We start from the raw sequence: 26,852 nt of genomic DNA, 5'->3' as shown, positions 1-26,852 counted from the left end.
CAGCTAGGAACAGATGACTTTCTGAGATATCGTACGAACAGAATCAAGTCGTGAAATAACAACCAGAGAGCGATAACAGACCGGAAGCTGCTCTGTCATAATATCGTCAGTCTGATTAACAAAAACCATGATAATGCTACCGGGCTTCCGATCCCGGTACGCAGGTTGACACATATATAAACGCCATTGCGAAACATTGATCAGGATAAAATCAGCCTGCCTGAGATTGTGGCTGTCAAAACCCGACAAAAACTCCACATTAGCTTCAGTTAACAATGCGCCCTCAATCACTTTTGAGATGCCTATCCTGAAGAAATAATTCTCTTCTGTACAAATGACTTTAAGATCCATTTTTCTCCTCAGGCATCTCAAAAACCTCCATAAATTCAGGTAAACTTCCCGTTAACCAGCACAAGCTCGCCTTTCTCTTTAAGCTCTTTAAGTACTCTGCAAATTGAACTTTTGGAAAGGTGCGAACTATTTTCAATCAGATACAGGGCAGAGAAACGTTTCTTCAGATGAGCCGGTAGTTTTTCCCAGCGTCCGATTAAAGAAATAACCTCATCGTAAGAGTTGCTCTTAGGCAGCTGGATGTAGTCCATCAGATCTGAATACTGTCCTGAAAGAACGGACATGGCATCGTTGAAAAGATCTTTCTCAAAAATCAGCCGCCAGAACACATCATAATCAATGAAACTGACTTTGCCGTAATCTATTCTCTCCAGATAAACCGGTGGCTCATCCAGTGCCGGTGTGACACCAACAACAAAAGGAGCAGAGACAATGTTAAGCACTTTATTTTCACTTTTGAGCTTGAGCAAAAAATCGCCATCAAGAATAAACATAACCCGACGCACATTATCTTTCGTCAGGTGGTAACGGCGTTTTCCGCGCGAGATCTCATCCGGATTAGCCACCTGCGTATATCCTGCTAGTGCATCAATGATTCGTTCATGATTTTCAGTCACTCTATACATAATAATCAACTCAATCTAACTAACACAGGTTAGTGATTAGTAGCAAAATTAGTAAAGCTGGTTTTTATAATCTTCTTTTTCGCCTGGTGTACGACAATCTTCCAGTTCACACTTCTGATATCGGATAAAATACGTAATTGGCTTGACTATAGTAAAACAGGAACTGTGAAACTCAACACCATAAACATGCGAAAAGGGAGAGTACATCGCCAAACAGTGGCGCAGCAACCATACATTACACCGCTTTAAAGTCACTCAATTAGCATATTAACCCATCATGCCGTGACTTACTGAAACTGTTATAACTTTTTTCTATAAAAGAGAACCCAACATATTCATTTGAAGTTTCATGTTATGAAACAGATACAGTATTAACATGAATGTATGCACTTCAATAAAGAAAGCCGATAAATGAAAAGGTCAGAATCACATTGGCATCATTGTTAATTCTCCTGGAAAATTAAAAATACTCAACATCACTCCCTGGAAATGATTAAACCATAACGATGTCAATTAGGAGATTTAAATTAAAAAACGCCATGCATTTAGATTTATGTTCTGATTTATATTTGATTTTCAGTTTTAAAATCCAATGCACTCAGAACCTCTTTTCGGTGCGTTTCACTTCTCAGCACAAATGATAATGTTATGGCTGATTCCAGTAACCTGATTCCAGCAGCGATCTCAGAAGCCAGCACCTTTAAAGCAGAGCTGGCGCCGCCAGTCTCATTGCCCTGAACGGGATATTAACAGGCGTCCCTGCAGGGAGAGAAAGTGAATCCCTGACACAATAGACTGCCTATCGGCATCACTGTTTCGCGTTAAAAGTTAATCTCTTGTGACTTCTGAGCAGTGCTCTTATGAGATGACGTTTAACATTACTCGCCTTAATTTTCTCACTTCACATCTGATACCACCGCTTTATTATACGAAAAGGCGATGAGCAGATTGATTCAGCATGCAGTACGCAATGTGCTGCCGAATAATGAAGATTCTCCATTAACTGGCCTCTGCAACAAATTCAGAAGGACCGAGAAGGTGACTGATAGTTAACTCTGTAAAAAATAAAACCTACAGCGTGACAGATTAAAAAATAGTGTGGAAAGGCGTTAAAGCATCCCATCGGGTTGAAAGTCCCGATGCGCTAACGTACCTGAGAGGGTAAATGTTGTTACAGAAGATTTTTATCGCACCCTGGTCACAGAAAACATGGCTTAATAGGCCGTCTCTGTATAAATGTATACAAATTAACATTATCTTCACCTATTAACAAAAGGCAAAAATATTAACCCTGAATGTCAGCACCCTTCTCATTTGGGAATGATACAGCCATGCCGAAGTTAAATTAAGCTTTATTAAGATTACTTCAGAAGCAACAGATTGCCTCCGGGCTTAACCTTTAAGTGGTCGGACAAGATTATTTGTCCTGTCTGTAGCACGTCAACGCAGTCCAACTTTCAATAGGGAATTTGAACATGAAAAAAATCGCCTTTTTAACCGCATCTGTAGTATCTGCACTGTTAGCTTCTCAGGCATTTGCGGTCTCCAACAATACTATTACGTTCCAGGGATTGGTCACAGGAGAAACCTGTACCGTGACAGTCAATGGTAACACCGCTAAACCTCTGGTGCTCCTGCCAACTATCAGCACCTCTGCGTTATCAAATGGTAATGTCGCGGGTAAGACAACGTTTGAAATTGGTGTTACTGGCTGTACAGGAAGTGATACTGATGCCACAACAATCTCTACCCAGCTTAGCGGTAATAATGTCACTAAGGCGGGTAATCTGGGTAACCTGGCAACCGAAGGTGCTGCGGAAAATGTAGAAATTCAGATTGTGAGTAATAAAGAAAATAAAATTATTCCATTTGGTGAAGGTACTTTTACCGGTCAGGGCCATCTGACTCTTGCTGCCGGAGTAAAAAATGCCTCTGCAACCTATACTGCGCAATATGTCGCCGTTGAAAAGGACGCAGTTGCCGGTGCGGTGGAAGCCACAATGCAATACGCCATCATCTACAAATAAAAAATCAGCATGGATGCGAAATATTTTTAATCTATAAGTGGATTTAATCAGGCCATGGATGGCCTGACTTACTTTATCCAGGGTCTGGTAGTAAAATTTCAACGGATGGTTATTATGCCTCGATTGCTTATCACTCACTCATCATTGCGTACCATTCTATTACTCCTTCTGTCTCTTGTTATTTACCCGCCAGCATTCGCCAGCGTTGTTATGACGGGATCTCGGATTATTTATCCCTCTGACGAAAAATCGGTCGATGTAAAACTGAAAAATAATGATGCTTTCCCGTACGTAATCCAGGCATGGTTGGACAATGGTGACGAAGAATCTACGCCAGCCACCGGCAAAGCGCCGTTCATCGTCACCCCACCGACATTCAGAATTGCCGCTAAAGATGGTCAGGTGCTGCGCATTTTCTTCACGGGTGCAAATTCATTACCCCAGGATCGTGAATCCGTTTTTTATTTTAATTTTCTTCAGGTCCCACCAGGCAATGTTTCTGGTGACACAGGTAATCAGATGATGTTGTTATTAAAGAACAGACTGAAACTGTTTTACCGCCCAAAAGGCCTTAAAATCAGCGCTCATCACATTTCTGAATATTTAACATTCAGTAACGTATCGTCGCCCAGCGTACGCATCACCAATAGTTCACCCTATTACGTTTCATTAACCAAAGTCGTTGTCAGAAACAGAGTCGCAAAAGAGACTGCACCGATGATCGCGCCGTTTTCATCTGTTGATGTGCCATTAACAGAACAGAAATTAACAAAAAGCGCCCAGGGAATAGAAATAGGCTTAGTGAATGATTATGGGGCAACGGTGACATATGAGTTTCCAATTCAAAAATAAAAAAACAGATCCTCGTCTGGCTATAATCAGTTGCGTTGTAAAAGCGGCTTTATTGACACAGACTGCTCATGCCGAAGAATACCATTTTGATAGTCGTTTGCTGGTAGGGTCCGGTTTTGAGGAAGGCGTAGACCTTAAGCAATTTAACGAAAAACAGATCACTATTCCTGAAGGTCAACAGCTTCTGGATATCAGCCTGAATGGCATAAAAATAAAAAGTCAGGTGGCGGTGAATTTTCGCAGGAAGGATGTCGCCGATAAAAGTGCGCAACCCTGTATTGATGCCGACATGGTCAAACTATTGCAGCTGAAGACCGGCCTGAAAGAAGCGGCTGAATCGCAGTGTCTGTTTCTGTCAGAGATCAGCAGTCAGGGTAACTGGAATATCCGCCAGTCCACGCTGACACTTGATTTTCTGATCCCACAGATTCTGCTGAACCGCCAGCCACGCGATTACATCCCGACCTCTGAATGGAATGCGGGAGCTCCATTGCTTTTTTTGCGTCATAGCTCCAGCTTTACCCGCAATATTTTGCGCGACACGCACTCCAGCTATCTCTGGAGCATGATCAACGCAGGGGGTAACCTGGGCATGTGGCAGTTACGTCATCAGGCCAACCTCCGCTATATGAACAGCAGCGTCAGCACCGATCAGTACAAATGGAATGCTGTACGCACCTGGGTACAGCGTCCCCTGCCCTCTCTTTCCAGCGAACTGGTGGTCGGTGATGCCTACACTGACAGCACGATGTTTGGTTCAATGTCCTTCAACGGTGTGAAGATCGCGACCGACCAGCGTATGTGGCCTCAGGCACGTCGCGGATATGCGCCGGAAGTCCGGGGCGTCGCTACCAGCAACGCCCGTGTGCTGATAAGCCAGGCCGGTAACGTAATCTATGAAACTCAGGTCCCGCCAGGCCCATTTATTATTGACGACTTATATAACACCAAGAGTCAGGGCGACCTGAAAGTACAGATCGTCGAGGCTGACGGCAAATCATCCTTTTTCACTGTGCCTTATGCCGCGGTGCCGAGCTCAATGCGGCCGGGTAATCTGAGTTATCAGTTTGCCGCCGGGAAGGTGAGGAACTTTTACTCCGTCCAGAACACCTTTACTGAGGCCGTTTTACAGTATGGTCTCAGTAACAGTCTTACCACCAATACCGGGGCGCGCTTCGCGAATGGATATCAGGCTTTACTGGCCGGTGGCGTCTACGCCTCTCCAGTTGGCGCGCTGTCACTCAACACCACCTGGTCAAATGCGAGGGTAGAAAACGACATCACCAGAAGCGGCTGGCGTGCAGAGGCATCGTACAGCAAGAGTTTCCCCACCAGAACGAACCTGGTGCTGGCAGCCTATCGTTACTCGACTTCCGGTTATCGCGATCTGGAAGATGTACTGGGCGTTCGTCGTCAGCAGAATGGTGGGGCGGACTACTACTCCGATACGCTCAGACAGCGGAATCGCTTCTCTGCGACGGTAAGTCAGTACATGGGTGACTACGGTACCCTGTCTTTGAGCGGCAGCAGCACTGACTACTATCACAATCGCTCACGTATCTCAGAGATGCAGCTTTCTTACAACAATATGTGGAAGAAAGTAAGTTACAACCTTAACCTCAGCCGGCAACGCTCCAGCTGGAACAGCAAAGACGTCTATAGCGTTTACGACAGCGATTACGATGCTAACCGCTATCAGAAATACACAGAAAATGTCATCTCATTGGGTTTTTCCCTTCCGCTGGACTGGCGTGATAGCCGTTCCACCGTCTCTCTGGATATGACCAGAGATAAAACGACTTCATCGGCAATGACCACCCTGTCAGGTTCCGCGGGCCAGGAGAGCGATTTTACTTACGCCCTCTATTCCAGTTACGACAAATATCGTGATGTATCTCAGGGAAAAAGCCATGCGATGCGCTGGGGAACGAACGTACAGGAACGGACGCGCCTGGGTGCCGTTCGCGCCTCTTATGCCCGCAGTGATGATTATCACCAGCTTGGGCTGGGCACATCGGGCACGCTGGCCATCCACGGGGGCGGTATCACCTATGGTCCTTACGCCAGCGACACCTTTGCACTGATTGAAGCCAAAGGTGCCAGCGGCGCACGCATCAACAACGGTCAGGGTGCCAGGATCGATACCTTTGGCTACGCCATCATGCCATCGCTGGCTCCCTACCGTTATAACACCATCAGCCTCGACGGCAGCTCAATCTCTCAGGATGTTGAACTCGAAGGCGGTAACGTGCGCGTGGTGCCGGTGCATGGTGGCGTACCCAAAATAGCCTTTAAGACCCTGACGGGTACACCGGCACTGATTCTCGCCTCGCAGGCTGACGGCACACCTGTTCCGATGGGTGCAGAAGTTAAAGACAGCCAGGGCAACAGCCTTGGGATGGCAGGCCAGAACGGGCAGATTTACGCCCGTCTTCCCAACGCCTCTGGCACGTTGTTTGTCAGTTGGGGGAGCAGTAACACCTGCCGGATCAACTATCAGCTGCCCTCTAAAAAAATTGATGATGCCAGCTTTGTTCATTTAAACGGCACCTGTATTCAGTGAGGAAGAAGATGAAAACAGCACATAGCCGCCTCAAAATCTGGCTGCTCGCATCCGCTTTTATAGTGTGTACGCCCGCGGCACAGGCGACTTGTTACAAGATACTTAAGGTAGGTGATCGGTATAACGAACTGCCGCAGGAAGTGGTGAATCGGGGCTATATCGCAAAGTCATGGGGTACGGGCACAGGGGATGCCATAAGTGCGACGCTTGACTTTGGGGCAATCAGTATCGGAACTGGCACGGATTCACTTGCGCCAGCCGGAACCGTGCTGGCCTCTGCTGACATGCCATTTCTGACGAAAGGATTGAATGTCCCCTATCAAGCCAATCAGATTGTCTATAAATGTGCACTGTCCGACGCGGACAGCTTGTATGAAATTTATGCCCTGGCTGCCTCATATGGGGCAGAGTATGGTGGTACAGCCGTGAGTGATGTTGAGGGGGGATACCGGACACCGGCACAGCATATCGCCTATCGCATAACTAACCTGAAAACCGGACTCTATTACAAGAGTGAATGGCAGGAGCGAAAACTGACCGCCGATGAATACATTACTGTAGGTTCACATATTTATATCCCGGCATCATCGTTCAGTAGCGCGACTTTCGAACTGATCAAAAGTGACGACGATTTCGGCCTCCCTACGCGAAATATTTTCAAGCAAATAACCGTTCCGCAGGGATATATAGCGATCAAAACACCCACGATAAATACCACCAATAAAATAGGTGAACTTGCCTATCCACCCAGCTCTGGGTATGCCTCAGCAGTCTGGAGTATGCGCGGCGGTAATACCACCGTCATACAGGGAAAGAATTGTCTCCTTGGGGATTTTGACCAGGTTGTAACCCTGCCGACCATCAGCGCCAATGACTTGCGTAATGGCATGACCAGTAGCAATACCTTCAGCGTGGAGATTAATTGCGAAAAAGGGGCCGTTTCAGGTACTGAATCCAGCGATTCAAAACCGCCAGTCGCGATGGGTTTTCTGGTGACACAACCGACGGCACTGGCTCAGGCTGATGCCCTCGGGCTGAAAACGAGTGCCGGGGGCATCAGCCATTTACTCGACAATAACTACGGCACACAAGGCGTTGCAGAGGGTGTTGGCATCCGCATCTATGCTGGAAGCAGGGCGTTAAACCTGTTGTCCAGTAATGCAATAACGGGCACAGGTTCAGAAGCGGGCTGGTACGGATTTACGGAACTGCTGAGTAAAACCGGGTTATCGCTTAAAGGCGATAAATCCTATGCCGGTGTTTTTACGGCGTCCCTTGAGCAACTTCCGGGACAAACCGCACAGGGAGGATCGGTCAATGCGCAGGCACAGATTCTTGTCAGTCTGCAGTAGCCTGCTACTGGCCAGCGCGCTGACTCTTAGTGCTGGCCCGGTCAGCGCGGTAGTTAACAGCACCCAGAGTCGGCTGGTGTTCAATGAAAAGAGCGTGGCGGAGTCTCTTACTGTGGTGAATTCTGTCAGATCCCCGGCACTGGTACAGGTCTGGAGCGATGATGACGATCCTCTCAGTCCGCCCGATCGCATCAGTACACCCCTCGTCGTCGTGCCACCACTGTTTAAACTGGCCCCCGGTGAATCGCGCAACCTGCGTGTCATGCTCATTTCCCGCAAAGGGATGCCTGCAGACCGCGAGCGTCTGTACTGGCTGAACATTTATCAGATTCCACCAAATACTGCCCAGAAGTCGGCGCTGGAGAAGAAAGTAATTTTGCCGCTGCGCATCCGTTTAAAAGTATTTATCCGCCCGACCGGTTTAAAGGAGCCGGAAGAAGATGTCGGTGAAAAATTACGGTTTATCCTCGGCCAGACACAAACTAAACATGCACAACTGACCGTGAAAAATCCAACACCCTATTACATGACATTAGGGAGTATCACGCTCGGGAGAACACCACTGAAAGCAGAGATGATTGCACCCTTTTCGTCTCTCACCCTTGCGGTAAAAGAGATAAGTGCCGATCACACCCTGAACTGGACAGTAATCGATGATTACGGCAAGCATATACCTTATAAAAGAGAGTTGAGCAGCCAGTGAAAGACACTACACACAAAACAATAAACATGACCTATTTTCATAAGTATCATATGTCATACGATTTAATTACCTCGTCCCTCCGACAGGAAATGAATAACACGCAATTTAATCTGCATCATTTTCCTGATGTAAAAAGTTTACTGAAGGCCGCAGAAGAAAATCGCATCGACGTGATTATTATCAATTCCGCCTGTCTGTTTGATGGATCGTTCCGGGAGACAGAAATCAAAAAGGTGCTCAGCGTACTGTGTGGCAATGAAAACATCATTACTGTTTGTTTTACTCAGAACATGCGGTCTGTGCTGCTGAAAAAGATGCTTGATGCGGGTGTAAACATCATGCTCAGTCTGCAGGATACCCCGCAGGAGCTGGTCAACGCACTCAGAAGCATCATGCCTGCATCGTCAGCAGAAACCTATATTTCCCGCTCCGTGCATGAACATTTTCAGGAGGAGTGCACGGATTTAACACCCAAGGAGTGGGAGGTCATCAATCTGATTCAGGAGGGTTATTCGCTGTCAGAAATAGCGTCTAAAAAATGTCGCGCAATGAGTACTATTTCAACACAAAAAAGAAATGCCATGAATAAGCTACATCTGAGAAATGAAACAGAGCTATTGCGCTTTCTGCACCAGAACGCATTTTTTTAATTCGTATTAATTTCGGAATCTCATGCTGAAAAAATTTTTATTCCCGCTGGCGGGAGGATTATTGCTGTCCGGTCAGGCCGGTGCGCTGTCACTTCAGGAGTCGCTGATGGCTGCAAACAGTTATAATGCAGAAATGAACGCTGCCCGCAGTGAACATGATGCCGACGGGCAGAAAAAATATCAGGGCTTTGCGGGATTACTGCCGGCAATCTCCATTGACGGTACCTGGGTTAAAACGGATCAGCCGGATGCGGCCTATTCTGCCGGTGTCACCCGCCACAATTATAGCGTCAATCTGACACAGCCCGTTTTTGATATGGCAAAGTATGCCACCTGGCGCAGAAGCGTGGTGATTAGCAATCTGGCCGATGTCAATCTGCTTATTGCACAGCAGAAAATGATCGCCAGTGTCACCACGGCTTATTACGACGTGCTTTATCAACGCAGCGTGCTGGAAACCAGTCATCGCATTCTTGCTGCCTTCAGTGCGCGGCTTAAACAGACACAAAAAGCGCTGGAAATAGGCGACGGCACCCGGCTCGATTTAGCTGAAGCACAGGCCAACTATGATAAAGCCGTGGCAGACGAACTGGTGGCAGAAAACGATCTGAACGATGCCAGTCTTGCTTTCCGTCAGCTTACTGGCAGGGATCCCCGGAGCATCCCAGACAGCAGCATGCGCTGTGTGCGCTTTCCCGACAGGCTCGCTCCTGAACAACTGAAACGCGATGCCGCTGCTAACAACCTCGACGTACTTGCCGCTATTCAGACGCACAAAGCCAGTGAGACAGACATTCTGTCCGCCACCTCCAGTCATATGCCGGTCGTCACCCTGCAGGCTGGGTACGGCAAGAACTGGAGTCGGGCAGAAAACGGCAACTATCTTGACACGCTTTTTGGCACCACCTCTAAAACTGATAACACCCAGATTAGCGTTAATGTTTCGATCCCCCTGTTTGGCGGGGGTGGCCCTGTCTCACAAAGTCTGGAAGCGGCGCACCGCTTCGAACAGAGCAAAGAGCTGATCACCGATGCCAGACGCAAAGCGGAACAGCAGGCCATTCAGGCGGCGTCCGGTGTGCATAACAGCCAGTCCCGGATTAAAGCCTGTCAACGCGCAATCGCCTCAGCAGACAAACGCCTGAGTGCCACCCGTTATGGCCGGGAAATCGGTCAGCGCACCCTGATCGATGAATTCAATGCAGAAAAGGATTATTTCCAGGCCGTGCAGGATTTGGCACAGGCGCAGAACGCGCTCATCCAGTCAATCGTCAAACTAAAAACGGCCACTGGCTCGCTCGACTACGCCGCGATGAAAAGTTTCAGCTGTGGCGCGGCATAACGGGAATCGAATAGATGAATAACGACTTATTTCGCCAGGAAGCGCTGGATGCAAAGAAAACTAAAGTCCTGGGCTCTGTCGCGTTGTATTGCCCCCCTTTCCGCTGGGTTGTCATCACGCTGATCGGACTGCTGGTTGCCGTCATGATCGCCTTTTGCATCTTTGGCACTTACACCAAACGTGAAAGTGCGCAGGGTGTACTGGTACCGGAAAATGGCATGATGACGATTACCGCGATGAGCACCGGCACGGTTATCGCTCTGCCCGCCCGTGAAGGTGAGAGCCTGCAAAAGGGCAGCCTGATCGCCACCGTCTCATCGGAAATTTCAACACGCTATGGCCAGACACGGGAGGCGATTGCGGCCCAGCTGGAGTTTCAGCAAGCAGGGCTGAAAAATCAGCTGACCAATCTTGAGCAACTGCACACCGAAACGCTGAAATCTCTTGAGGAAAAGGTCAGTTTACTCGGCCAGCAATCGGCTGAACTGGAGACCATTTTTCGCCAGCGCACCCAGCAGATTCAGCTGTCCAGAACACAACTCAATAAAATGAGCGCCATGCGCAAAGAGGGCTACGCCTCCAATACGCAGGTAGAACAGCAGCAGAATGAGTTGCTTGATGCCAGCGTGCGTTTACAGGATGTCGCACGTCAGCGTATTGATATCCGCCAGCAACTGGCTCAGGCGCGGCAACAGCTGCGAGAGCAACCCCTCTCTTATAACCAGCAGAAAAACGAGTTACAGCAAAAGCTTTCCGGGATCACGCAGTCGATCATGGAAAACGAATCCCGTCGTTCGATTGAGCTGCATGCGCCGGAAAACGGCACCGTCAGTGCCGTGCTGGTCAAACCGGGACAGATCGTCACGTCGGGTCAGACCGTGGCGATGATGCTGCCGGATAACGCGCGTTTGCAGGCAAGGATTATGCTCAGCAGCCGCGCCATCGGCTTTATCCGGCCAGGCCAGCGTGTCGTGCTGCGCTATCAACCTTTCCCATGGCAGAAGTTCGGACAGCAATACGGCACCGTGCTGGAAATTTCAAAGTCGGCCCTGTCACCGCAGGAAGTCGCCACCCTGACCGGCGATGGTCAGGTGAAAGAGTCGATGTATCAGGTGAAAGTGGCGCTGGATAAGCAGACGGTGCAGGCCTACGGCAGGCAGAGCAGCCTGCATGCGGGCAGTGCGCTGGAGGCAGACTTTATCGTCGATAAACGACGCCTCTACGAATGGGTTCTGGAGCCATTAAACGCATTGGGCAAAATGACGTCCTTATAATTTCATTATCTTATCAGGTTACCTATGGATTTATTTCACAAACTGAATTTGTCATTTCGCCAGAAACTGCCCGTTTTACGTCAGACCCAGGCGGCTGAATGTGGCCTGACCTGTATCGGCATGATTGCCGGCTATTATGGTCATCACACCGATATGGTCTCGCTGCGCCAGCGCTTCCCGACCTCCCTTAAAGGCAGCACGCTAACGAATGTGATGTCATTCGCACAGAGCATGGGCATGGGCTGTCGTGCGGTTCGCCTCGAACTGGATGAACTGGATAAACTGAATCTGCCCTGCGTTCTGCACTGGGAGATGAACCACTTTGTCGTGCTGAAAGGCATCGCTAAAAACAGGCTCATTATTCATGACCCGGCGCGTGGCATACGTAAAGTGCCGATGGATGAAGTCTCCGCCTCATTCACTGGCGTCGCGCTGGAGCTTTATCCCGGCGCCACGTTTGAGAAGAAAAACGAGAAAAAATCGATTTCAATGCTGAGCCTGATCCGTAACGTGTCCGGAATTGGCTCTGCGTTCTTGCAGGTGGCCTTACTGTCACTGGCACTGGAATTTTTTGGCATCATCACGCCATTTTACATGCAGTGGGTGATGGATCAGGTGCTGGTCTCTGCGGACCGTGATTTGCTGACGCTGCTCGGTGTCGCCTTTATCTGCATAACCCTGTTTCAGAACCTGATTTCAGCACTGCGAAGCTGGGTTACGACCTGGTTCTCCAGCATGCTGAGCGTACAGTGGTCATCCAATCTGTGCGCCCATCTGCTGGGATTACCGCTCAGTTACTTTGAAGAACGTCATGTTGGCGACATTCTTTCGCGCTTCGGATCCATCAGCAATATTCAGAGCACGCTAACCGGCCGCTTTATCTCGTCTGTTTTCGACGGGGTAATGGCGCTGGTTACCCTCGGCGTAATTTACACCTATAACGCCACCCTGACCTGTGTGGTCGTTGGCCTGTTCCTGCTTTATGCACTGATTCGCTGGATCTCATTCGAACCCTTTCGCCAGGCGAATGAGAATCAGCTGATGGCCTCCGCCGTAGTGCAGTCACAGCTGCTTGAATCGATCCGTGGCGTGCAGGCGATCAAGCTCAACAATAAGCAGGATCTGCGCGTTTCGACCTATACCAATGAAACCGTGGAGTCGACAAACAAAGGAATTACGACGCAGAAACTCTCGATTGGATTCAACACGCTGCAGGGGACAATTTCCGGCGTTGGCAAAATTGTTCTGATCTGGCTGGCTGCGGCGCAGGTACTGGACGGTAACTTTACCAGCGGGATGCTGGTGGCGTTCATCTCGTTCTCCGATCAGTTTATCTCTCGCTCTGCGGGCCTGATCAACGCGCTGATCGAATTCAAAATGCTCCGCTTACACGGTGAACGTCTCTCCGATATTGTCCTGACGGAGAAAGAGCAGAATATGGAAAGCCACATCGCGCTGGCGGAAGAAACAGGGCCGGTGCGTCTGGATATCAGCGACATGACCTTCCGTTATTCAGCCACTGACGAAGAGATCTTCTCTGACTTCAGCCTGAGCATTGCGGCCGGTGAATCTGTCGCCATCATCGGCCCCTCCGGCCAGGGCAAAACGACGCTGGCAAAATTGCTGCTCGGACTGCTCAAACCGAACGCCGGTATGATCAGCATTAACGGTATCGACCATACAAAACTGGGAATGACGCATTACCGCGATCTAATCGGAAGCGTGATGCAAAACGATATGATGTTTGCCGGCTCCATCATGGATAACATCAGTTTCTTTGATGCCAGCCTGGATAAAGCCAGGGTCGAGTGGGCAGCACGTATCGCCCAGATACATGGCGACATTATGGCAATGCCTATGGGCTACAACAGCATGGTGGGCGATATGGGTTCGTCTCTCTCCGGAGGGCAGGTGCAGCGGGTTATCCTCGCCCGCGCGCTTTACCGCCAGCCGCGCCTGCTTATCCTTGATGAGGCCACCAGTCATCTGGATGTGGCCAGAGAGAGTGCCATCAATGATGCGATAAAGCACATGAGCATCACCCGCATCATCATCGCACACCGGCCAGAAACGATCATGAGCGCAGACCGCATTATCCAAATCAACCGCCATGGCGTGACCGAAATCACCAAAGCAGAGTTTGCAGCTTTAGTGAATGCCTCACAGGTGACGCTTGAAATAAATTAACAGAGGGCACTGTTAAGTGCTGCCCAGCCCTGAAACCAAGGAGTGAATATGAAAAACAGTCTAATCTGCCTGGAAGGCACGCTTAAATTTGACGAAGAAGTCAGAACTCAGACAATTAATGTTGTGGCATTCAGAACCGGCCAGCAGATCACCATCAACCGCGACCGGCTCGCTGAAGGACAAACTCTTGGCGAGAATATTTCCTTACAGGTCAGTAATGCCGAAAAAATATTTAATCAGTTCAACCTGGTAAAAATGGAAGAGGTTAACGATGGCCATGCATTTAGGAAAACTTTCCAGGTGATTTACAGCTTTATAACCGGCCAGGGCGGCAGTCAGCGAGTCTGGCAGGTAACCTATGCCTGTCTGCTGGCTGATAATGTTACGATAAACTTCACGTCAATTTACCCTGATGAAGTATCCATGAAGAACGAGATGCACAGGCTGGCACATTGCGTAAAGTCATTTGCGCTTAACAACACCTGAGGTATTAACACGGATTTTAAAATGGCCATACCAGATACAAACACAAAAGCTGAAAGAAATTAAAAATAGAAGTAATTCTATTTAAGAGGCTTCAGGTTAAATGCATAATTAACGCCGAAAATTAACATTAATAACACCACCTGCCATCAGTGACAGGGTCAGGAAGTGACCGTGCGTGATTTCAGTATCACGGAAGCTGACGTTTGCACCGCTGAATATTCAGGAGGAATGCTTCAACCGCGTTCTGCTGATATCTGCAAGGGATGTTGCGGTCGTCGTCATCATCGGGAATCACTCAACGGGCGTAAAGTCGCTGACGAACCCGTACCAGCTCATTTTCTGACTGAAGCATAACGGCATAACGCCGCAGCAACATTATCGGATAAGAGATAAAAAGAGAATCGCTAAGCCATTCACTTTATCGTCAGAATATTGAACGTGTAATCCTGATAGGTTATCCATGTAGCACAGGATAATAATTCAGAAAGGCATGCTGTAATAAAAATGCCTGCTTTACCTGTTTTGAAACAAGACAGCATGTCACTGCCGTCATTTTGAAACAGCCTATGAAAAGTCATATTTTAATTTCTCAAATGAGAAGATAAGACATGGCTTAACTTTAAAATTGATCTGAGGAAATAATAATGCGCGATTTAAGCATGATGGAAATTGATGCCGTATCGGGTGCGGGGTTATGGGAATCACTCACCAGCAGCGTTCTGCTGGCAGCGGCAGGCTACGCTGCGGGTGCCACCATCGGCGGCATGCACGGTGGCGACGGTGGCGGTATCCTCGGCATTGGTGCCATTGGCCAGCTGGTGGGTATGTTGGGTGCAGGCATGATCGGTGCCGCAGCGGGTGCCGTCGCCGGTGCAATTATGGGCTGGAATGATTCAGAGTCAGTATATGCACTGGTCAACCAGTTTATCACTAACGCTTTCAACGGCACCTTCCAGGATAATGCGGCAAGCCGCTTGATCTGATGCTTATATGACTGGCGTTGACAAGGTGCAGAAAATTCTGCACCTTTTTTTATGTCCGGTAAAAGCGGGCTGCGTTGTGACACTGACCGTATAAAAATTCCCAAATGAAAATGGAATCTTAAAATGTCGCACAGATTGGAGGTAACAATAAGGGGGTAAAAAAGCTAGACTCAGATTTTTCTGCTGAGTTTAGCCTGATGCATAATCACTACATCATTAATGGATTTATTGAGTTTCATCCTGCGGCCAGTACATTGCGTAATCTGAACGATCCAGAAAAATGTGTAGTCCTCAATTCTCCGGCAGGCCGCTGCCTCTTATTATTAATCACACGAAATGACACGATTATTACGCAGCAGGAGTTTATGGAGATTGTCTGGGAGAAAAATGGGATGCTGGTTTCTCCCAATACCTTTTATCAGAATATTTCTATTCTGCGGAAGGGTTTAAAAAAGGTCGGGCTAGCGGAAGATCCTGTCGTAACAATCCCACGCGTCGGTCTGACACTGGCCAGTGGAACAGATATAAAGAAACGCAGTAGTGAAACGCACGTTGATGGCAGTCAGGAAAACACACACTCCAGAGATGAAGATACTTTTGCGGAAGAACTTTATGATGAGATGAGCCTGCCATCCTCAGCGGATACTGAACCGGGCGAGCCGCTGGTGGCGCACGCTGCCCGGCAGGAATCGGGAGCACCGCTGAAATCTTTCCTGCCAGCGGTTTTACTCTGGACCATGAGCCTGGTCGCACTGATTTTGCTGATGGTAATTCTGAAAACTAACAGCGCATCAGATGCGCCCCGCGTCCATTTTGATGAGTACCCGTTTCTGGCAGATATCAATGGATGCCGGGTTTATATTGCCGACAAAGATGCCCGTTCAGAGGAGAAAAAGAAAACGCTTTCTCTGGTTGAAAAATTGAAAAGCAGCTGCAGCCATTATCCCTGGGTCTATGTGACGCATTATGCGCTCCTGCCCAGAACCTCAGTCATTCGCTGCAATAAACCGATGAGCCAGAAAAATCAGTGCATTTCAGAATATCATTTCAGAGGATTGAATCCGGGTGATTAAAAAAACGCTTATCGTACTAACGGGTATCGTAATTTTAATGGAGGCGTCTTTTCTGGCCTACCCCTATCTGCAGCGCCGTCCCACAGAAAGTTTTAACTGTGTTGCAAACTTAGTAGAACATTACAGTGACGACATTTATCATCTGTCACTCAACTATATGATTCGCGATAACTTTGCGTTAGCCCATATCACCGGCTATTCAGAAATGAATCCTGGAAAGGTGTTTAATCGTAAAGTCTCCTTCAGCCTGCAGCGCAATGGCGATATCTATTATATGTCCGCTGAAAAAAACATCAGGCTACCGGATGACAATCTCAGTGATGACGAGATCAGCCAGTATCTCTCGCGGTTTTTCATCGCCTCTGAGAAGGAAGTTTATATGCGAATCATCAGGCAGAAGAACAAAAACTTTCTTTTTATGGTCAATTTTATCCCGACCTATATCTGCAATTCGATATCAGGTTAACAGCCTCTTAGTCCGATGCAGGGAAGAGCGGATACACTCAAAATGGCATAAAGCCTGACGTCCGGTTTCAACGCTTAACAGGCCCCTGCAGAGGCCTGCCGTCATTCAGTAACGCTTGCAGGTAAACAGATAGGAGAGCGGCCCGCTAATCAGGTAGGCCTGCTGATCCACCTGGCGAACATCCAGCTGCAGGTAGGTCGGATCCAGCGTGATCTCCGCCAGCAACAGATTGAATACCGCATCCGGGGTGGTATCGTTGGTTGAGGTGATAATCGATTTAATTTTATAGCGATAAGTATCGCTCTCTATTTTTCCCCCCTCGCTCAGTGCAATACGGCGATTGAGCGTGGTGACCTTATCTCCCAGCGTGACCTGCCCGTTGAGTAACAGATAACCCGAGTGCGCATCAATAAAACGCAAATCCTGCGACACAGCAAACTCGACTTTCTTCCCTTCCTGACGACTGAGATCGTAGCGGCTGAACGCCGAGCATCGGAACGGCAAATCAGTTTCCTGATGACGATAAAAATTGATGGCTGCAAAGGTAACCAGCAGCAATATGGCCAGCGCTGCCGTCAGCGTAAGAGTGGCGCTGCGTTTCAATTCATTCTCCAGTCGAGATAATAAACGTTGTCACAGGAAATGATGTGCCCACGCTCATCAAGATTACAGGCTGACAGCATCGTTCTGCCGTAGTTCGTGGTGGTGAACGCCGTGTTTTTATCGAAATAGATCCGTCGCCCGGCGCTGCAGGATTGATTATTTTCCCGGAGCATCTGCAGTATCTGTTGATCAATAGACTCGCGCTCTACCACATCCAGGCCTTTCAGCAGTACCGCTTCACAGCCGCCCGCCAGTGACACAGTGGTCAGCCCGCTATTCTTCTGCGCAGGATGGATGAAGATGTAAAAGCTGAAGGCAACGATGAATATCGCCAGAAGAATCAGGCCCACACTCAGTTGTCGGGGCCTGCGCATCGGCTTTGCCACCGGAGCCAGAGGGGGTTCCGGCGCGGTGACGTTATCCGGCGGCACCTCGGTATCTGTGCCCGCTACCGGCTCCGGCACGATGTCAGATACCGCCACCGGCTGAGCCGTTTGCCGCACAATCCTGATCTCCGGATTCAGTCGGATGCCAATCTTCGGCAGGGTCATTATCAGATTCTGGCAACCATAGGCCGCAAGCGCCCTGCGCAGAATACTCAGATACTGATTCAGATTACTGTTAGATCCGCGCAGGCCATACCGGTCCCAGACCTCTGTCAATAAGGTGTCACGCGACAGGATTTCTCCGCCAGAATTCAGCAGCTGCTCAAACAACCGACCGGAAGAGATACTCAGGCTCAGCGACTCCTGAGTAGGTATATGGCTCAGCGTACAGTCATCTGAATTATACGTAATCTGGTCATCGATAATGTAAATCATTAAGAAATCACTGAATTTGCGCTCATTGCCGACAGTATAATTCAGCTGGATTGAAGAAGCACCAGGCAGGGTTAATCCGGTAAATTAATACCGAAAACATTCGCTTAACAGAAACATCGCCGCCGGAATGTTCACTATTCTCCGCACCGCTTACTTAATAGCAGCACCTCCCGTTATTAACGCTTAGCTCATGGCGACCTGTTCCGGCAGCTTTATAAATCTGTACCTTTCCTGACAAAATTAGGGCTGCCCGGCCGCCTGCGGTTTTATTTCGACACTACAATTAAGCGCACCAACATCATTTCAGAGAACGTTGATGAATATTGCAGCTTTTGATATTGGCGGTACCTCTTTAAAAATGGGCGTGGTGGACGATCGGGGAAACATCCTGACGCAGGAGAGCGCCGACATTTCCCACAACGCGCGGGACAAAATTCTGGAAGAAATAGTGGGCTGGCTGGAGAAGAATCCCGGCTGTGAAGGCATTGCCGTCAGCACGCCCGGCTATATCGACCCCGATAAAGGCTTTATTGAGATGGGCGGCACCATCCGTGACTTTGACGGGTTTCATCTGAGCCAGTGGCTGACGGAGAAAACCGCCCTGCCTGCCACGGTGGAAAACGACGCGCACTGTGCCCTGCTGGCGGAATACTGGCTGGGCAAAGCGAAAAAACTGAACGACTTCCTGATGCTGACCATCGGAACAGGGCTGGGCGGAGCCGCTTTCTGCAACGGTGCGCTGATTCGCGGTGGCCGGAACCGGGCAGGTGAATTTGGCTGTCTGCTGACCTCACGCCCCACCAGCAGCGACATTGAACGCCACACCATGAGCCAGAGCTGTACCATGACCGCGCTGCGGGAGAATTACAGTCAGCTCACCGACCGGCCTGTCGACGACGTCAGTGGCAAAGATGTGTTTGACGCCTGCGACCGCCAGGAAAAAATGGCGCAGCAGGTGGTGGAAAAATTCTACCAGGATCTCGCGGCCTGTTTATATAACCTCTTCAGCGTCTTTGATCCGCAGATGATATTTATCGGCGGCGGCATTACGGCGCGGGAACCTTTCCTTGAAGAACTCGCTGAGCAGCTGGCAAAGTATCAGATTGATATTCGCATTGATGCGGCCACCTACGGCAACGACTCCGGCATGCTGGGTGCAACATGGAATTTCCTCCAGCGCCAGCCACAGAAAGATTAGCTGACCGGTCAGGGTCATGTGGCCCGCAGACAGCGTCAGGATAAGGGAGGCGCCCAACCCTCTCTGTCGCCTCCCTGGCGCGTCGGCTCAGCTCCGGCGCATCAAACAGGCTCAGTGCTATACCGGTCAGGGTAAAGACCAGCAGATATAACAGGATGAGCGCGACAAGCAGAGCACGGTGACTGCGCATCCCGCTTATTCCCATGTGGCTCAGAAGGTGTAACTGAGGGCCAGCGTGACCCCGGCCCCATCGTGCCGTGCGACAATGGGGCTATCGGAGGCAGATTTATCGAGCCAGCTGTAGTCACCCGTGACGCTGGCTGCCCAGGCAGGGGTCAGCTGATGACTCCAGGTCAGGCTGGCGTCCGTTCCATAGAATCCCCCTGAAGCGTTATACCGTGCAAACCCGCTGCGCGCGCTCTGCTGGCTGTTCACGCCGTACAAGGTGTTCATGTAGCGTCCATCACCGAATAGACCGGCCACCTGCAGCGCCACGGTATCGTCCGCGGTCTGCCAGGGGATCAGGGTGACGGACGTCCGGTACTGCACGCCCTGACTGTCACTCAATGGCAGCGTCGCTTTCCCCTCCAGCACCAGCCACGGCGTTACAGACCAGCCCAGCGCCAGCGCGGTATTGACCGTCGCGTCGATATTTCCCATTCCCCGCAGCCGGTCATCCCCGTCACGCCAGGAGGAGTTCCGGTCTGAGCGGCCCAGCCCGTAGCCCAGCGTATGCTCAAGGTAAAGTCCGTTATCCGCCTGCAGGTCATAGCCGATACCTTTTTGCGAATCGAGAAAAAACGCCCCGTCGCGCGCCTGAATCACCGGCATCACCTGCCAGTGATTCCTCTTTGCGCCGCTGTAGCGCGGTGCGTTGATGCCCGCAATGCCCAGCGTCATGCTGGGAGGCGGCGTGGGACTCTCTTCGGCCATCGCGGCGGCGGCACTGAAACCCAGCGACAAACAGACCATGTGAAGCGTTATTTTTCCGGTTATCATCACGTTTCCTCATTATCACATCCGGTGCGGAGCTGGGGGAGTCAGTACCGCGTCACCAGAGGTGAGTATGCGAGGCGCGTATCAATGAACGGCCAGGGATTTATGAAGAAACAGTCAAGGTGGTCCGGAAATGCAGGAAAAACGTGTACTGATTATTGAAGATGACGCGGATGCAGCGGGCGTCCTTGAGGCTTATCTGAAACGTGAAAACTATGCGGTTACGATAGCCGGTGACGGACCGGGCGGGCTGGAGGCGGCCAGACGCTGGCAGCCCGATCTGATCCTGCTCGATATCATGCTGCCCGGCATGAACGGCACCGAGGTGCTGGCGGCGCTGCGGCGGCGTGACGATACCCCGGTGATCATGGTCACGGCGATGGGTGACGCGCCCGATCGCATCGGTGCGCTGCGCTATGGGGCCGATGACTATGTCGTAAAACCCTATCATCCCGGTGAAGTGGTGGCGCGCGTGCAGGCCGTTCTGCGCCGCAGCCAGAGCCAGGCGCCCGCGGCCGCGGCCGGGGTCCTGCGCTGGGCTGGTTTAACGGTCGATCCCGAGGCGCTCACCGCGATCGTGGAGGGCGACAGCGCCGCCCCACACCGGCTCGATCTGACGCCCACCGAGTTTTCCCTGCTGGTCACGCTGATGCGCGCTCCGACGCGTCCCTTTACCCGCCTGTTTCTGCTGGAGCACTGCCTGCCGGAAAGTGATGCGCTGGAGCGGGTAGTCGATACCCATGTCTACAACCTGCGCCGTAAACTCGAAGCCGCTGGCATCTCTGATGTGCTGCCAGCGGTGCGCAGCGTCGGCTACCGGTTCAGACAGCCATGAAGAACGCAACCCACACCTCACTGTGGCGTTGGATCTGCATCCGGGTCCTGTTGCTGGCGATAGGCAGCGTAGTACTGATCGCCCTCTGTATGTGGCTGCGATTTGCGGTGCAGGCGGTCTGGGTCTACCACCGGATGCCCCCCGCGCTGGTGGAGGAGTTCACCCGGCTGCGCCAGCATCCCGCCAGCGATCCGGCGCGCTTCCATCAGATAGTCGATCAATACTGGGGCATCAATTTTTCCGATCCGTCGCTGGCCTCCTCTGACTGGCTGACCGTCATCCTTCTGGTCGTGGTCACCATTCCGCTTATGGTGCTGATCGCGCTGCGCTTTGCGCGTCCGCTCTCCGCACAGTTCAGCCAGCTGGCAACGGCGGCGCGTGCGGTGTCGCAGGGGGAGTTTGGCCGCCCGGCGGCGGTCGTTGACGCGGCTCCGCAGGAGCTGGTGCGCTTTACCGAAGACTTTAATCAGATGACACAGCAGCTGGCGCGTTACGAGCGCGAGCTGCGCGCCTCTCACGTCGCGATGGCGCATGAACTGCGCTCTCCGCTGACGGCGGCGATGGGCCGTCTGCAGGGCATTCTGGATGGCGTTTTTCCGGCCGACCCTCAGCAGCTGACGATGATCATGAAGCAGCTGACACAACTGAGCCGGCTGACTGACGAACTGCATCTGCTGTCACTGGCGGATGCGGGGCAGCTTACGCTGAACCCGGAGTGCTTTAACCCCGCCGAGCTGCTGCGTGAGCGCACCGGCTGGCTGCTGCCGCAGGCAGAGCAGGCAGGCCTGACCCTCCGCGTGAAAGCCCCTGACAACCTGCTGCTCTGCGCCGATGCGTTCCGGCTGGGGCAGGTGGTGACCATCCTCTGCGAAAATGCGCTGCGCTACGCGGCGGACGGCGGTGTGCTGCTCATCTCCGCCAGCCGGGACGCCCGGGCCACGATACTGACCTTCCGCGATTACGGTCAGGGCGTGGATCCGGACTTCCTGCCACAGCTGTTTGACCGCTTTACCCGCGCCGACTCCTCACGCGCCCGCCACTCCGGCGGCAGCGGACTGGGATTGTCCATTGCCAAAGCCATTGTCGACGCGCACGGCGGGACGATCACCGCCTCGTTACCCGCCGACGGCGGCCTGCTGATTCGGATAACACTCCCGGATCGATAAATTGTTCTGACTTGACCATTTCTTGATGGTTCATGGAACGTTTCTGGACACGGGCCGGGTTCAATGAGCACAACTCATTACAGGAACCCGGCTATGACAGACTTCTTATCTGATGCTGCCCGCCAGATGTGGCGTCACCTCTTCTCTGTTCACCTCGTGGTGCCGTTCGTCTTTGTGCTGTCCGGGGTGCTGATCATGACCGGCTGCCGCGATAACAGTGCGGCCCCGCCGCCAGCTCCGCCCCGCCCGGTAAAAACCGTGACCGCGCCGCCGCCCGGCGGTGCGGCCTCTCTGCGGCTGACCGGTGAAATCCGGGCGCATGACGAAGTTACCCTGGCCTTCCGGCTTGACGGGCGGGTCGTCAGCCGCACGGCTGAACTGGGCGATCGGGTGAGTGCCGGGCAACCGCTGGCGGCGCTGGAAAACGATCAGACGCGTAACCAGCTGAGCAGCGCCCGGGCCGATCTCGACAGCGCCCGGGCTGCGGAGCGGGTCGCCGCGCTGAATCTGCATCGGATGCGGTTGCTGATGCCCGGCGGTGCTATCGCCCGCAGCCAGCTGGACAGTGCCCAGGCGGACTGGCAGAGCGCGCAGTCCCGCCGCCTCAGTAGCGAAGCGGCGCTGAAAAATGCTCAGGATAGCCTCAGCTGGACCCGGCTGACGGCCCCTGCTGCGGGCCGGATCACCGCTATCACGGTTCAGCCGGGTCAGGTGGTCAGCGCCGGACAAAGCGTAATGACGCTGGCCGCGGGGGATGCTCGCGATGCGGTGTTTGATCTGACCACGACCGAGCGGCTGCAGATCGCTGAACGCACACCGCTGAGGGTGACGCTGCTTGCCGACCCCGGCACTGAGGCCAGCGGCACGGTCCGTGACATCAGTCCGCAGGCTGACCCGCAGACCCGCACCTGGCGGCTGCGTGTCACGCTGAATCAGCCGCCCGAGGCGATGGCGCCCGGTGCCACCGTTATGGTTACCCTGCCCGACTCGCAACCGCCGGTCATCGCCCTGCCCGCCAGCGCCCTGACGCGCTTAGCCGACCAGCCGGCGCTGCTGGTTGTGGATGCGGCTTCCCGTCTGCAGCTTCGCCCGGTGGTGCTGGCCCGCTTTGATGCTCAGCAGATCTTCGTCGCATCCGGTATTCAGTCGGGCGAGCGCATCGTTACCGCCGGTGTCGCCACCCTGCAGCCTGGCGAAAAAGTGTTGCCTGCGCAGGAGGAACCATGAAAAAACCGGCTGGCTTTAACCTCTCTGGCTGGGCGCTGGCGCATCAGCAGCTGGTGGTCTTTTTCATGCTGCTGGTGATGGCCGCGGGCGTGATGAGCTATGAACATCTGTCACGTAATGAAGATCCGACGTTTACCATCAAAATCGCGGTGGTCTCTGCCCAATGGCCGGGCGCCGACGTTAATACCATGGTGCAGCTGGTGACAGACGTGCTGGAGCAGAAGGTGCAGGAACTCCCCTCTCTCGATACGGTGGAGAGTGAAACCCGCGCCGGGCAGACGGTCATCTATGTCAATCTGCGTGACGATACGCCGCCGTCTCAGGTCGCGGGCATCTGGTATCAGCTGCGCAAAAAGATGCAGGATGTGAGCCCCTCTCTGCCGCAGGGCGTGCAGGGTCCGGCGGTGAACGATGAGTTTGATGACACCTTCGGCACAATTTATGGCTTCACCGCTGAGGGATTTAGCGCCCGTGAGCTGCGCGACCGCGTCGATAACCTGCGGCGCGCTCTGGCGACCCTGCCCGACATCGGCAAAACCCGGCTGCTGGGGGTGCAGGAGCAACAGGTGGTTATCGCCTTTTCTCCGCAAAAGCTCAATGGCATGGGTCTCGATTTGCAGCAGGTCAGCGACGCCATCAACGCGCAGAACGAGGTCGTCCCGGCGGGCAGCCTGCGCACCGACCGCGAGAATATTGCGCTGCGGGTCAGCGGCACCCTGACCTCCGTCGACAGCCTGCAGGCGATGACACTGCATATCGGCGATCGCTTTATCCCGCTGACCGATCTCGCAACGATCAGCCTGCAACCCGCCGAACCGCCCGCCCCGACGTTCCGGGTCAATGGCGTGCCCGCTATCGGGCTGGCCGTCTCCATGGCCGCCAGCGGCAACCTGCTCGACTTTGGTCAGCAGCTGAATCAGCGCATGCAGACGCTGGCTGGTCAGTTACCGCACGGCATCACCATGACCCGCGTTGCCGATCAGTCTGCGGTGGTAAAAACGGCGGTCAGCGGTTTTGTGCGAATCCTGGGTGAAGCCGTAGTGATTGTGTTAGCCGTGTCGTTTATCTCGCTGGGGCTGCGCGCCGGACTGGTGGTGGCGGCGGCGATCCCGCTGGTGCTGGCGATGACCTTTACCGGTATGTTGCTGGCCGGTATCGGGCTGCAGCGCATCTCACTGGGTGCGCTGATTATCGCACTGGGGCTGCTGGTGGATGACGCCATGATCACCGTCGAGGCGATGGTGGCCCGGCTGGAAGCGGGTGACAGTAAGTGGCAGGCCGCTACCTGGGCGTTTAAAACCACCGCCTTTCCGATGCTGACCGGCACGCTGGTCATGATCGCCGGGTTCATTCCGGTCGGGTTCGCCGCCTCCAGCGCCGGCGAGTACTGCTACTCGCTGTTTGTGGTCATCGCGCTGGCGCTGCTCTGCTCGTGGGTCGTCGCGGTGATCTTCTCTCCGCTTACCGGCTGCTGGCTGCTGTCGGCAAAACTGAATCATGCCGACCCGCGACCGGGCGTGCTGATGCGCGGCTATCACTGGCTGCTGGAAGTCATTCTGCGTCATCGGGGCGTGACGGTCAGCGCGGCGCTGGGGGTGCTGCTGGTCAGCCTGTACGCCACCACGTTTATGCAGGGTGAATTTTTCCCGGCGTCCGACCGCCCCGAACTGCTGGTCAGCCTCACGCTTCCCGCCAGTGCGACGCAGGCTGAAACCACGCGCCGGACCGCACAGCTGGAAGAGGTGCTGCGCCATGACCGCGATGTGGCCAGCTTCAGCAGCTACGCAGGGTCGGGTGCCATCCGTTTCTATCTGCCAATGGATGTGCTGCTGGAGAATGAAAACATCGCGCAGCTGGTGGTGGTCTCCAGAAACCTGACGGTGCGCGACCGGCTGCAGCGCAGGCTGGAGAGCAGGCTCGCTGAGAACTTCAGTGATATCACCACACGGGTGTCGCCGCTGGAGCTGGGACCGCCGGTTGGCTGGCCGCTGAAATATCGCCTTACCGGACCGGATTATGGTCATGTCCGGCTGGCGGCGTCCCGGCTGGCGGCGCTGATTGCCCGCTCACCGCTGACCCGCGAGGTCAATCTGACCGCCGGAGAACCGGAGCGCGTCATGACGCTGGCCGTCAATCAGACCGAAGCCCGCGCGGCCGGACTCTCCTCCGGGACGATCGCCCGTGCCCTGAATACCCTTATGTCCGGCAGCGTGGTGACGACACTGCGCGACCGCAACCGGCTGATTGATGTGGTGTTACGCGGCAATGACGCCGAGCGGCAGGATACGGCGACGCTGGCGGGTTTGATGATCACCAATGCCAGCGGTCAGAAGATCCCGCTGCGCCAGGTGGCGACCCTGAGATGGGGCGTGGATGATCCGGTGATCTGGCGGCGTCAGCGGCTGCCCTACATCACGGTGCAGACGGATATCGCCCCCGGCCAGCGGGCGGAAGCGGTCTCCCAACAGCTGGCACCGGCTATCGCCGCCCTGCGTGCTTCCCTGCCCGCCGGGTACACGATTGAGGAAGCGGGCACGGTAGCGGAGTCGGACAAGGGCAACAGTTCGGTCTTTGCCCTGCTGCCGATGACGCTCTGCGCCATGCTGGTCCTGCTGATGATTCAGCTGCAACGCTTTTCCGGCATGCTGCTCGCGCTGAGCATGGCCCCCTTCGGCCTGCCCGGCATCGTTTCCGCCATGCTGCCGACCGGCACCCCGCTGGGATTTGTGGCGCTGCTGGGGATTATTGCACTGGCAGGTATCATCATCCGCAATGCGGTGATCATGATCAGTGAAGTGGATGCGAATGCCCGCGCCGGGCTGGCCGCCGGTGAGGCCATCCGCCAGGCAGCGCATCACCGCGCGCGGCCTATCCTGCTGACCGCCTGCGCCGCGATCCTCGGTATGATCCCCATCGCCCATCAGGTTTTCTGGGGACCGATGGCGCTGGCGATTATCGGAGGGCTGGTCAGCGGAACGCTGGTGACGCTCACCGTGCTGCCCGCCGCGCTTAGCCTGTTGATGCAGCGCCGGTCGCGCTGAAACGGTGTCAGGCGATCCCGCGGGATCGCC

23 protein-coding genes are annotated in these 26,852 nt (G+C 53.1%); 18 read left to right on the top strand and 5 right to left on the bottom strand.

The window, feature by feature from the left end:
• Positions 1 to 3: 3 nt before the first annotated feature.
• Both F3I47_RS22575 and F3I47_RS20450 read right to left on the bottom strand, forming a co-directional pair.
• Positions 4 to 351, bottom strand: a complete 348-nt coding sequence (locus tag F3I47_RS22575; protein ID WP_223812779.1) for a hypothetical protein — start codon at positions 349 to 351, stop codon at positions 4 to 6.
• A gap of 35 nt (positions 352 to 386) precedes the next feature.
• The gene (locus F3I47_RS20450; protein ID WP_033736875.1) at positions 387 to 977 is read right to left on the bottom strand and encodes a helix-turn-helix domain-containing protein; all 591 of its coding nucleotides are present in this window, start codon (positions 975 to 977) and stop codon (positions 387 to 389) included.
• Between the two features lie 1,469 nt (positions 978 to 2,446).
• Between F3I47_RS20450 and F3I47_RS20445 the strand changes: the two genes are divergently transcribed.
• The 13 genes from F3I47_RS20445 (at position 2,447) to F3I47_RS20385 (ending at position 16,935) form a co-directional block, all read left to right on the top strand.
• Positions 2,447 to 3,004, top strand: coding sequence for a fimbrial protein (locus tag F3I47_RS20445; protein WP_223812778.1), 558 nt, complete (start codon positions 2,447 to 2,449; stop codon positions 3,002 to 3,004).
• A 54-nt stretch (positions 3,005 to 3,058) separates the two neighbouring features.
• Entirely contained in the window at positions 3,059 to 3,856 is a 798-nt protein-coding gene (locus tag F3I47_RS20440; RefSeq protein WP_150030286.1) for a fimbria/pilus periplasmic chaperone, read from the top strand.
• Positions 3,834 to 6,419 carry a fimbrial outer membrane usher protein gene (locus tag F3I47_RS20435; protein ID WP_150030285.1) on the top strand — a complete coding sequence of 862 codons (2,586 nt, stop codon included), beginning with the start codon at positions 3,834 to 3,836 and terminating at the stop codon, positions 6,417 to 6,419. Before F3I47_RS20440 ends, F3I47_RS20435 begins: the two co-directional genes overlap by 23 nt.
• A gap of 8 nt (positions 6,420 to 6,427) precedes the next feature.
• Entirely contained in the window at positions 6,428 to 7,771 is a 1,344-nt protein-coding gene (locus F3I47_RS20430) for a fimbrial protein (RefSeq protein WP_150030284.1), read from the top strand.
• Positions 7,737 to 8,474 (top strand): fimbria/pilus periplasmic chaperone, encoded by a 738-nt coding sequence (locus tag F3I47_RS20425; RefSeq protein WP_223812777.1) that lies wholly within the window; start codon positions 7,737 to 7,739, stop codon positions 8,472 to 8,474. The genes F3I47_RS20430 and F3I47_RS20425 overlap by 35 nt, the downstream gene beginning before the upstream one ends.
• A gap of 89 nt (positions 8,475 to 8,563) precedes the next feature.
• Complete coding sequence (locus F3I47_RS20420) at positions 8,564 to 9,124, top strand: LuxR C-terminal-related transcriptional regulator (RefSeq protein ID WP_190311367.1); 561 nt, start codon at positions 8,564 to 8,566, stop codon at positions 9,122 to 9,124.
• 22 nt (positions 9,125 to 9,146) lie between these two features.
• Positions 9,147 to 10,466, top strand: coding sequence for a TolC family outer membrane protein (locus F3I47_RS20415; protein WP_150030282.1), 1,320 nt, complete (start codon positions 9,147 to 9,149; stop codon positions 10,464 to 10,466).
• 14 nt (positions 10,467 to 10,480) lie between these two features.
• Positions 10,481 to 11,740: an HlyD family secretion protein gene (locus F3I47_RS20410; RefSeq protein ID WP_150030281.1), complete on the top strand. Its 1,260-nt coding sequence runs from the start codon at positions 10,481 to 10,483 to the stop codon at positions 11,738 to 11,740.
• Between the two features lie 24 nt (positions 11,741 to 11,764).
• A complete protein-coding gene (locus tag F3I47_RS20405) occupies positions 11,765 to 13,927 on the top strand; it encodes a peptidase domain-containing ABC transporter (protein WP_150030280.1) in 2,163 nt (720 codons plus the stop codon).
• A gap of 48 nt (positions 13,928 to 13,975) precedes the next feature.
• Positions 13,976 to 14,413 (top strand): DcrB-related protein, encoded by a 438-nt coding sequence (locus F3I47_RS20400; RefSeq protein WP_150030279.1) that lies wholly within the window; start codon positions 13,976 to 13,978, stop codon positions 14,411 to 14,413.
• A gap of 644 nt (positions 14,414 to 15,057) precedes the next feature.
• Positions 15,058 to 15,396 (top strand): hypothetical protein, encoded by a 339-nt coding sequence (locus tag F3I47_RS20395; RefSeq protein ID WP_009093197.1) that lies wholly within the window; start codon positions 15,058 to 15,060, stop codon positions 15,394 to 15,396.
• Positions 15,397 to 15,593: 197 nt separating this feature from the next.
• On the top strand, positions 15,594 to 16,469 hold the full coding sequence (locus F3I47_RS20390; protein WP_150030278.1) for a winged helix-turn-helix domain-containing protein: 876 nt from the start codon (positions 15,594 to 15,596) through the stop codon (positions 16,467 to 16,469).
• Positions 16,462 to 16,935 (top strand): hypothetical protein, encoded by a 474-nt coding sequence (locus F3I47_RS20385; protein ID WP_009093199.1) that lies wholly within the window; start codon positions 16,462 to 16,464, stop codon positions 16,933 to 16,935. Before F3I47_RS20390 ends, F3I47_RS20385 begins: the two co-directional genes overlap by 8 nt.
• A gap of 105 nt (positions 16,936 to 17,040) precedes the next feature.
• On the opposite strand, the gene F3I47_RS20380 is transcribed toward F3I47_RS20385, so the two are convergent.
• Complete coding sequence (locus tag F3I47_RS20380; RefSeq protein WP_009093200.1) at positions 17,041 to 17,538, bottom strand: FidL-like protein; 498 nt, start codon at positions 17,536 to 17,538, stop codon at positions 17,041 to 17,043.
• Complete coding sequence (locus F3I47_RS20375; protein ID WP_150030277.1) at positions 17,535 to 18,359, bottom strand: transcriptional regulator; 825 nt, start codon at positions 18,357 to 18,359, stop codon at positions 17,535 to 17,537. The genes F3I47_RS20380 and F3I47_RS20375 overlap by 4 nt, the downstream gene beginning before the upstream one ends.
• Positions 18,360 to 18,675: 316 nt before the next feature.
• Here F3I47_RS20375 and F3I47_RS20370 point away from each other — a divergent pair, with 316 nt between their 5' ends.
• On the top strand, positions 18,676 to 19,557 hold the full coding sequence (locus F3I47_RS20370; RefSeq protein WP_150030276.1) for an ROK family protein: 882 nt from the start codon (positions 18,676 to 18,678) through the stop codon (positions 19,555 to 19,557).
• Positions 19,558 to 19,767: 210 nt separating this feature from the next.
• Here F3I47_RS20370 and F3I47_RS20365 read toward each other — a convergent pair whose 3' ends face one another.
• Positions 19,768 to 20,556, bottom strand: coding sequence for a MipA/OmpV family protein (locus F3I47_RS20365; RefSeq protein ID WP_150030275.1), 789 nt, complete (start codon positions 20,554 to 20,556; stop codon positions 19,768 to 19,770).
• A 130-nt stretch (positions 20,557 to 20,686) separates the two neighbouring features.
• Here F3I47_RS20365 and F3I47_RS20360 point away from each other — a divergent pair, with 130 nt between their 5' ends.
• The 4 genes from F3I47_RS20360 to F3I47_RS20345 all read left to right on the top strand — a co-directional run bounded on the left by F3I47_RS20360 (position 20,687) and on the right by F3I47_RS20345 (position 26,822).
• A complete protein-coding gene (locus tag F3I47_RS20360; RefSeq protein WP_150030274.1) occupies positions 20,687 to 21,388 on the top strand; it encodes a response regulator in 702 nt (233 codons plus the stop codon).
• Positions 21,385 to 22,554, top strand: a complete 1,170-nt coding sequence (locus tag F3I47_RS20355; protein WP_150030273.1) for a cell wall metabolism sensor histidine kinase WalK — start codon at positions 21,385 to 21,387, stop codon at positions 22,552 to 22,554. Before F3I47_RS20360 ends, F3I47_RS20355 begins: the two co-directional genes overlap by 4 nt.
• A gap of 93 nt (positions 22,555 to 22,647) precedes the next feature.
• On the top strand, positions 22,648 to 23,781 hold the full coding sequence (locus F3I47_RS20350; RefSeq protein ID WP_150030272.1) for an efflux RND transporter periplasmic adaptor subunit: 1,134 nt from the start codon (positions 22,648 to 22,650) through the stop codon (positions 23,779 to 23,781).
• Positions 23,778 to 26,822 carry an efflux RND transporter permease subunit gene (locus F3I47_RS20345; protein ID WP_150030271.1) on the top strand — a complete coding sequence of 1,015 codons (3,045 nt, stop codon included), beginning with the start codon at positions 23,778 to 23,780 and terminating at the stop codon, positions 26,820 to 26,822. Before F3I47_RS20350 ends, F3I47_RS20345 begins: the two co-directional genes overlap by 4 nt.
• Positions 26,823 to 26,852: the final 30 nt, after the last annotated feature.

Source organism: Pantoea sp. M_10 (assembly GCF_008631515.1).
Lineage (GTDB): Bacteria > Pseudomonadota > Gammaproteobacteria > Enterobacterales > Enterobacteriaceae > Pantoea > Pantoea anthophila.
The sequence above is the reverse complement of the archived record's forward strand: the minus strand, read 5'-3'. Positions and strand labels throughout refer to the sequence as shown.

Coding starts and splice junctions, on each gene's coding strand:
- F3I47_RS20430 (WP_150030284.1), top strand. CDS start 6,428: ATGAAAACAGCACATAGCCGCCTCAAAATCTGGCTGCTCGCATCCGCT.
- F3I47_RS20395 (WP_009093197.1), top strand. CDS start 15,058: ATGCGCGATTTAAGCATGATGGAAATTGATGCCGTATCGGGTGCGGGG.
- F3I47_RS22575 (WP_223812779.1), bottom strand. CDS start 351: ATGGATCTTAAAGTCATTTGTACAGAAGAGAATTATTTCTTCAGGATA.
- F3I47_RS20405 (WP_150030280.1), top strand. CDS start 11,765: ATGGATTTATTTCACAAACTGAATTTGTCATTTCGCCAGAAACTGCCC.
- F3I47_RS20425 (WP_223812777.1), top strand. CDS start 7,737: ATGCGCAGGCACAGATTCTTGTCAGTCTGCAGTAGCCTGCTACTGGCC.
- F3I47_RS20390 (WP_150030278.1), top strand. CDS start 15,594: ATGCATAATCACTACATCATTAATGGATTTATTGAGTTTCATCCTGCG.
- F3I47_RS20440 (WP_150030286.1), top strand. CDS start 3,059: ATGGATGGCCTGACTTACTTTATCCAGGGTCTGGTAGTAAAATTTCAA.
- F3I47_RS20420 (WP_190311367.1), top strand. CDS start 8,564: ATGAATAACACGCAATTTAATCTGCATCATTTTCCTGATGTAAAAAGT.
- F3I47_RS20370 (WP_150030276.1), top strand. CDS start 18,676: ATGAATATTGCAGCTTTTGATATTGGCGGTACCTCTTTAAAAATGGGC.
- F3I47_RS20410 (WP_150030281.1), top strand. CDS start 10,481: ATGAATAACGACTTATTTCGCCAGGAAGCGCTGGATGCAAAGAAAACT.
- F3I47_RS20400 (WP_150030279.1), top strand. CDS start 13,976: ATGAAAAACAGTCTAATCTGCCTGGAAGGCACGCTTAAATTTGACGAA.
- F3I47_RS20375 (WP_150030277.1), bottom strand. CDS start 18,359: ATGATTTACATTATCGATGACCAGATTACGTATAATTCAGATGACTGT.
- F3I47_RS20355 (WP_150030273.1), top strand. CDS start 21,385: ATGAAGAACGCAACCCACACCTCACTGTGGCGTTGGATCTGCATCCGG.
- F3I47_RS20360 (WP_150030274.1), top strand. CDS start 20,687: ATGCAGGAAAAACGTGTACTGATTATTGAAGATGACGCGGATGCAGCG.
- F3I47_RS20415 (WP_150030282.1), top strand. CDS start 9,147: ATGCTGAAAAAATTTTTATTCCCGCTGGCGGGAGGATTATTGCTGTCC.
- F3I47_RS20435 (WP_150030285.1), top strand. CDS start 3,834: ATGAGTTTCCAATTCAAAAATAAAAAAACAGATCCTCGTCTGGCTATA.
- F3I47_RS20345 (WP_150030271.1), top strand. CDS start 23,778: ATGAAAAAACCGGCTGGCTTTAACCTCTCTGGCTGGGCGCTGGCGCAT.
- F3I47_RS20350 (WP_150030272.1), top strand. CDS start 22,648: ATGACAGACTTCTTATCTGATGCTGCCCGCCAGATGTGGCGTCACCTC.
- F3I47_RS20450 (WP_033736875.1), bottom strand. CDS start 977: ATGTATAGAGTGACTGAAAATCATGAACGAATCATTGATGCACTAGCA.
- F3I47_RS20365 (WP_150030275.1), bottom strand. CDS start 20,556: ATGATAACCGGAAAAATAACGCTTCACATGGTCTGTTTGTCGCTGGGT.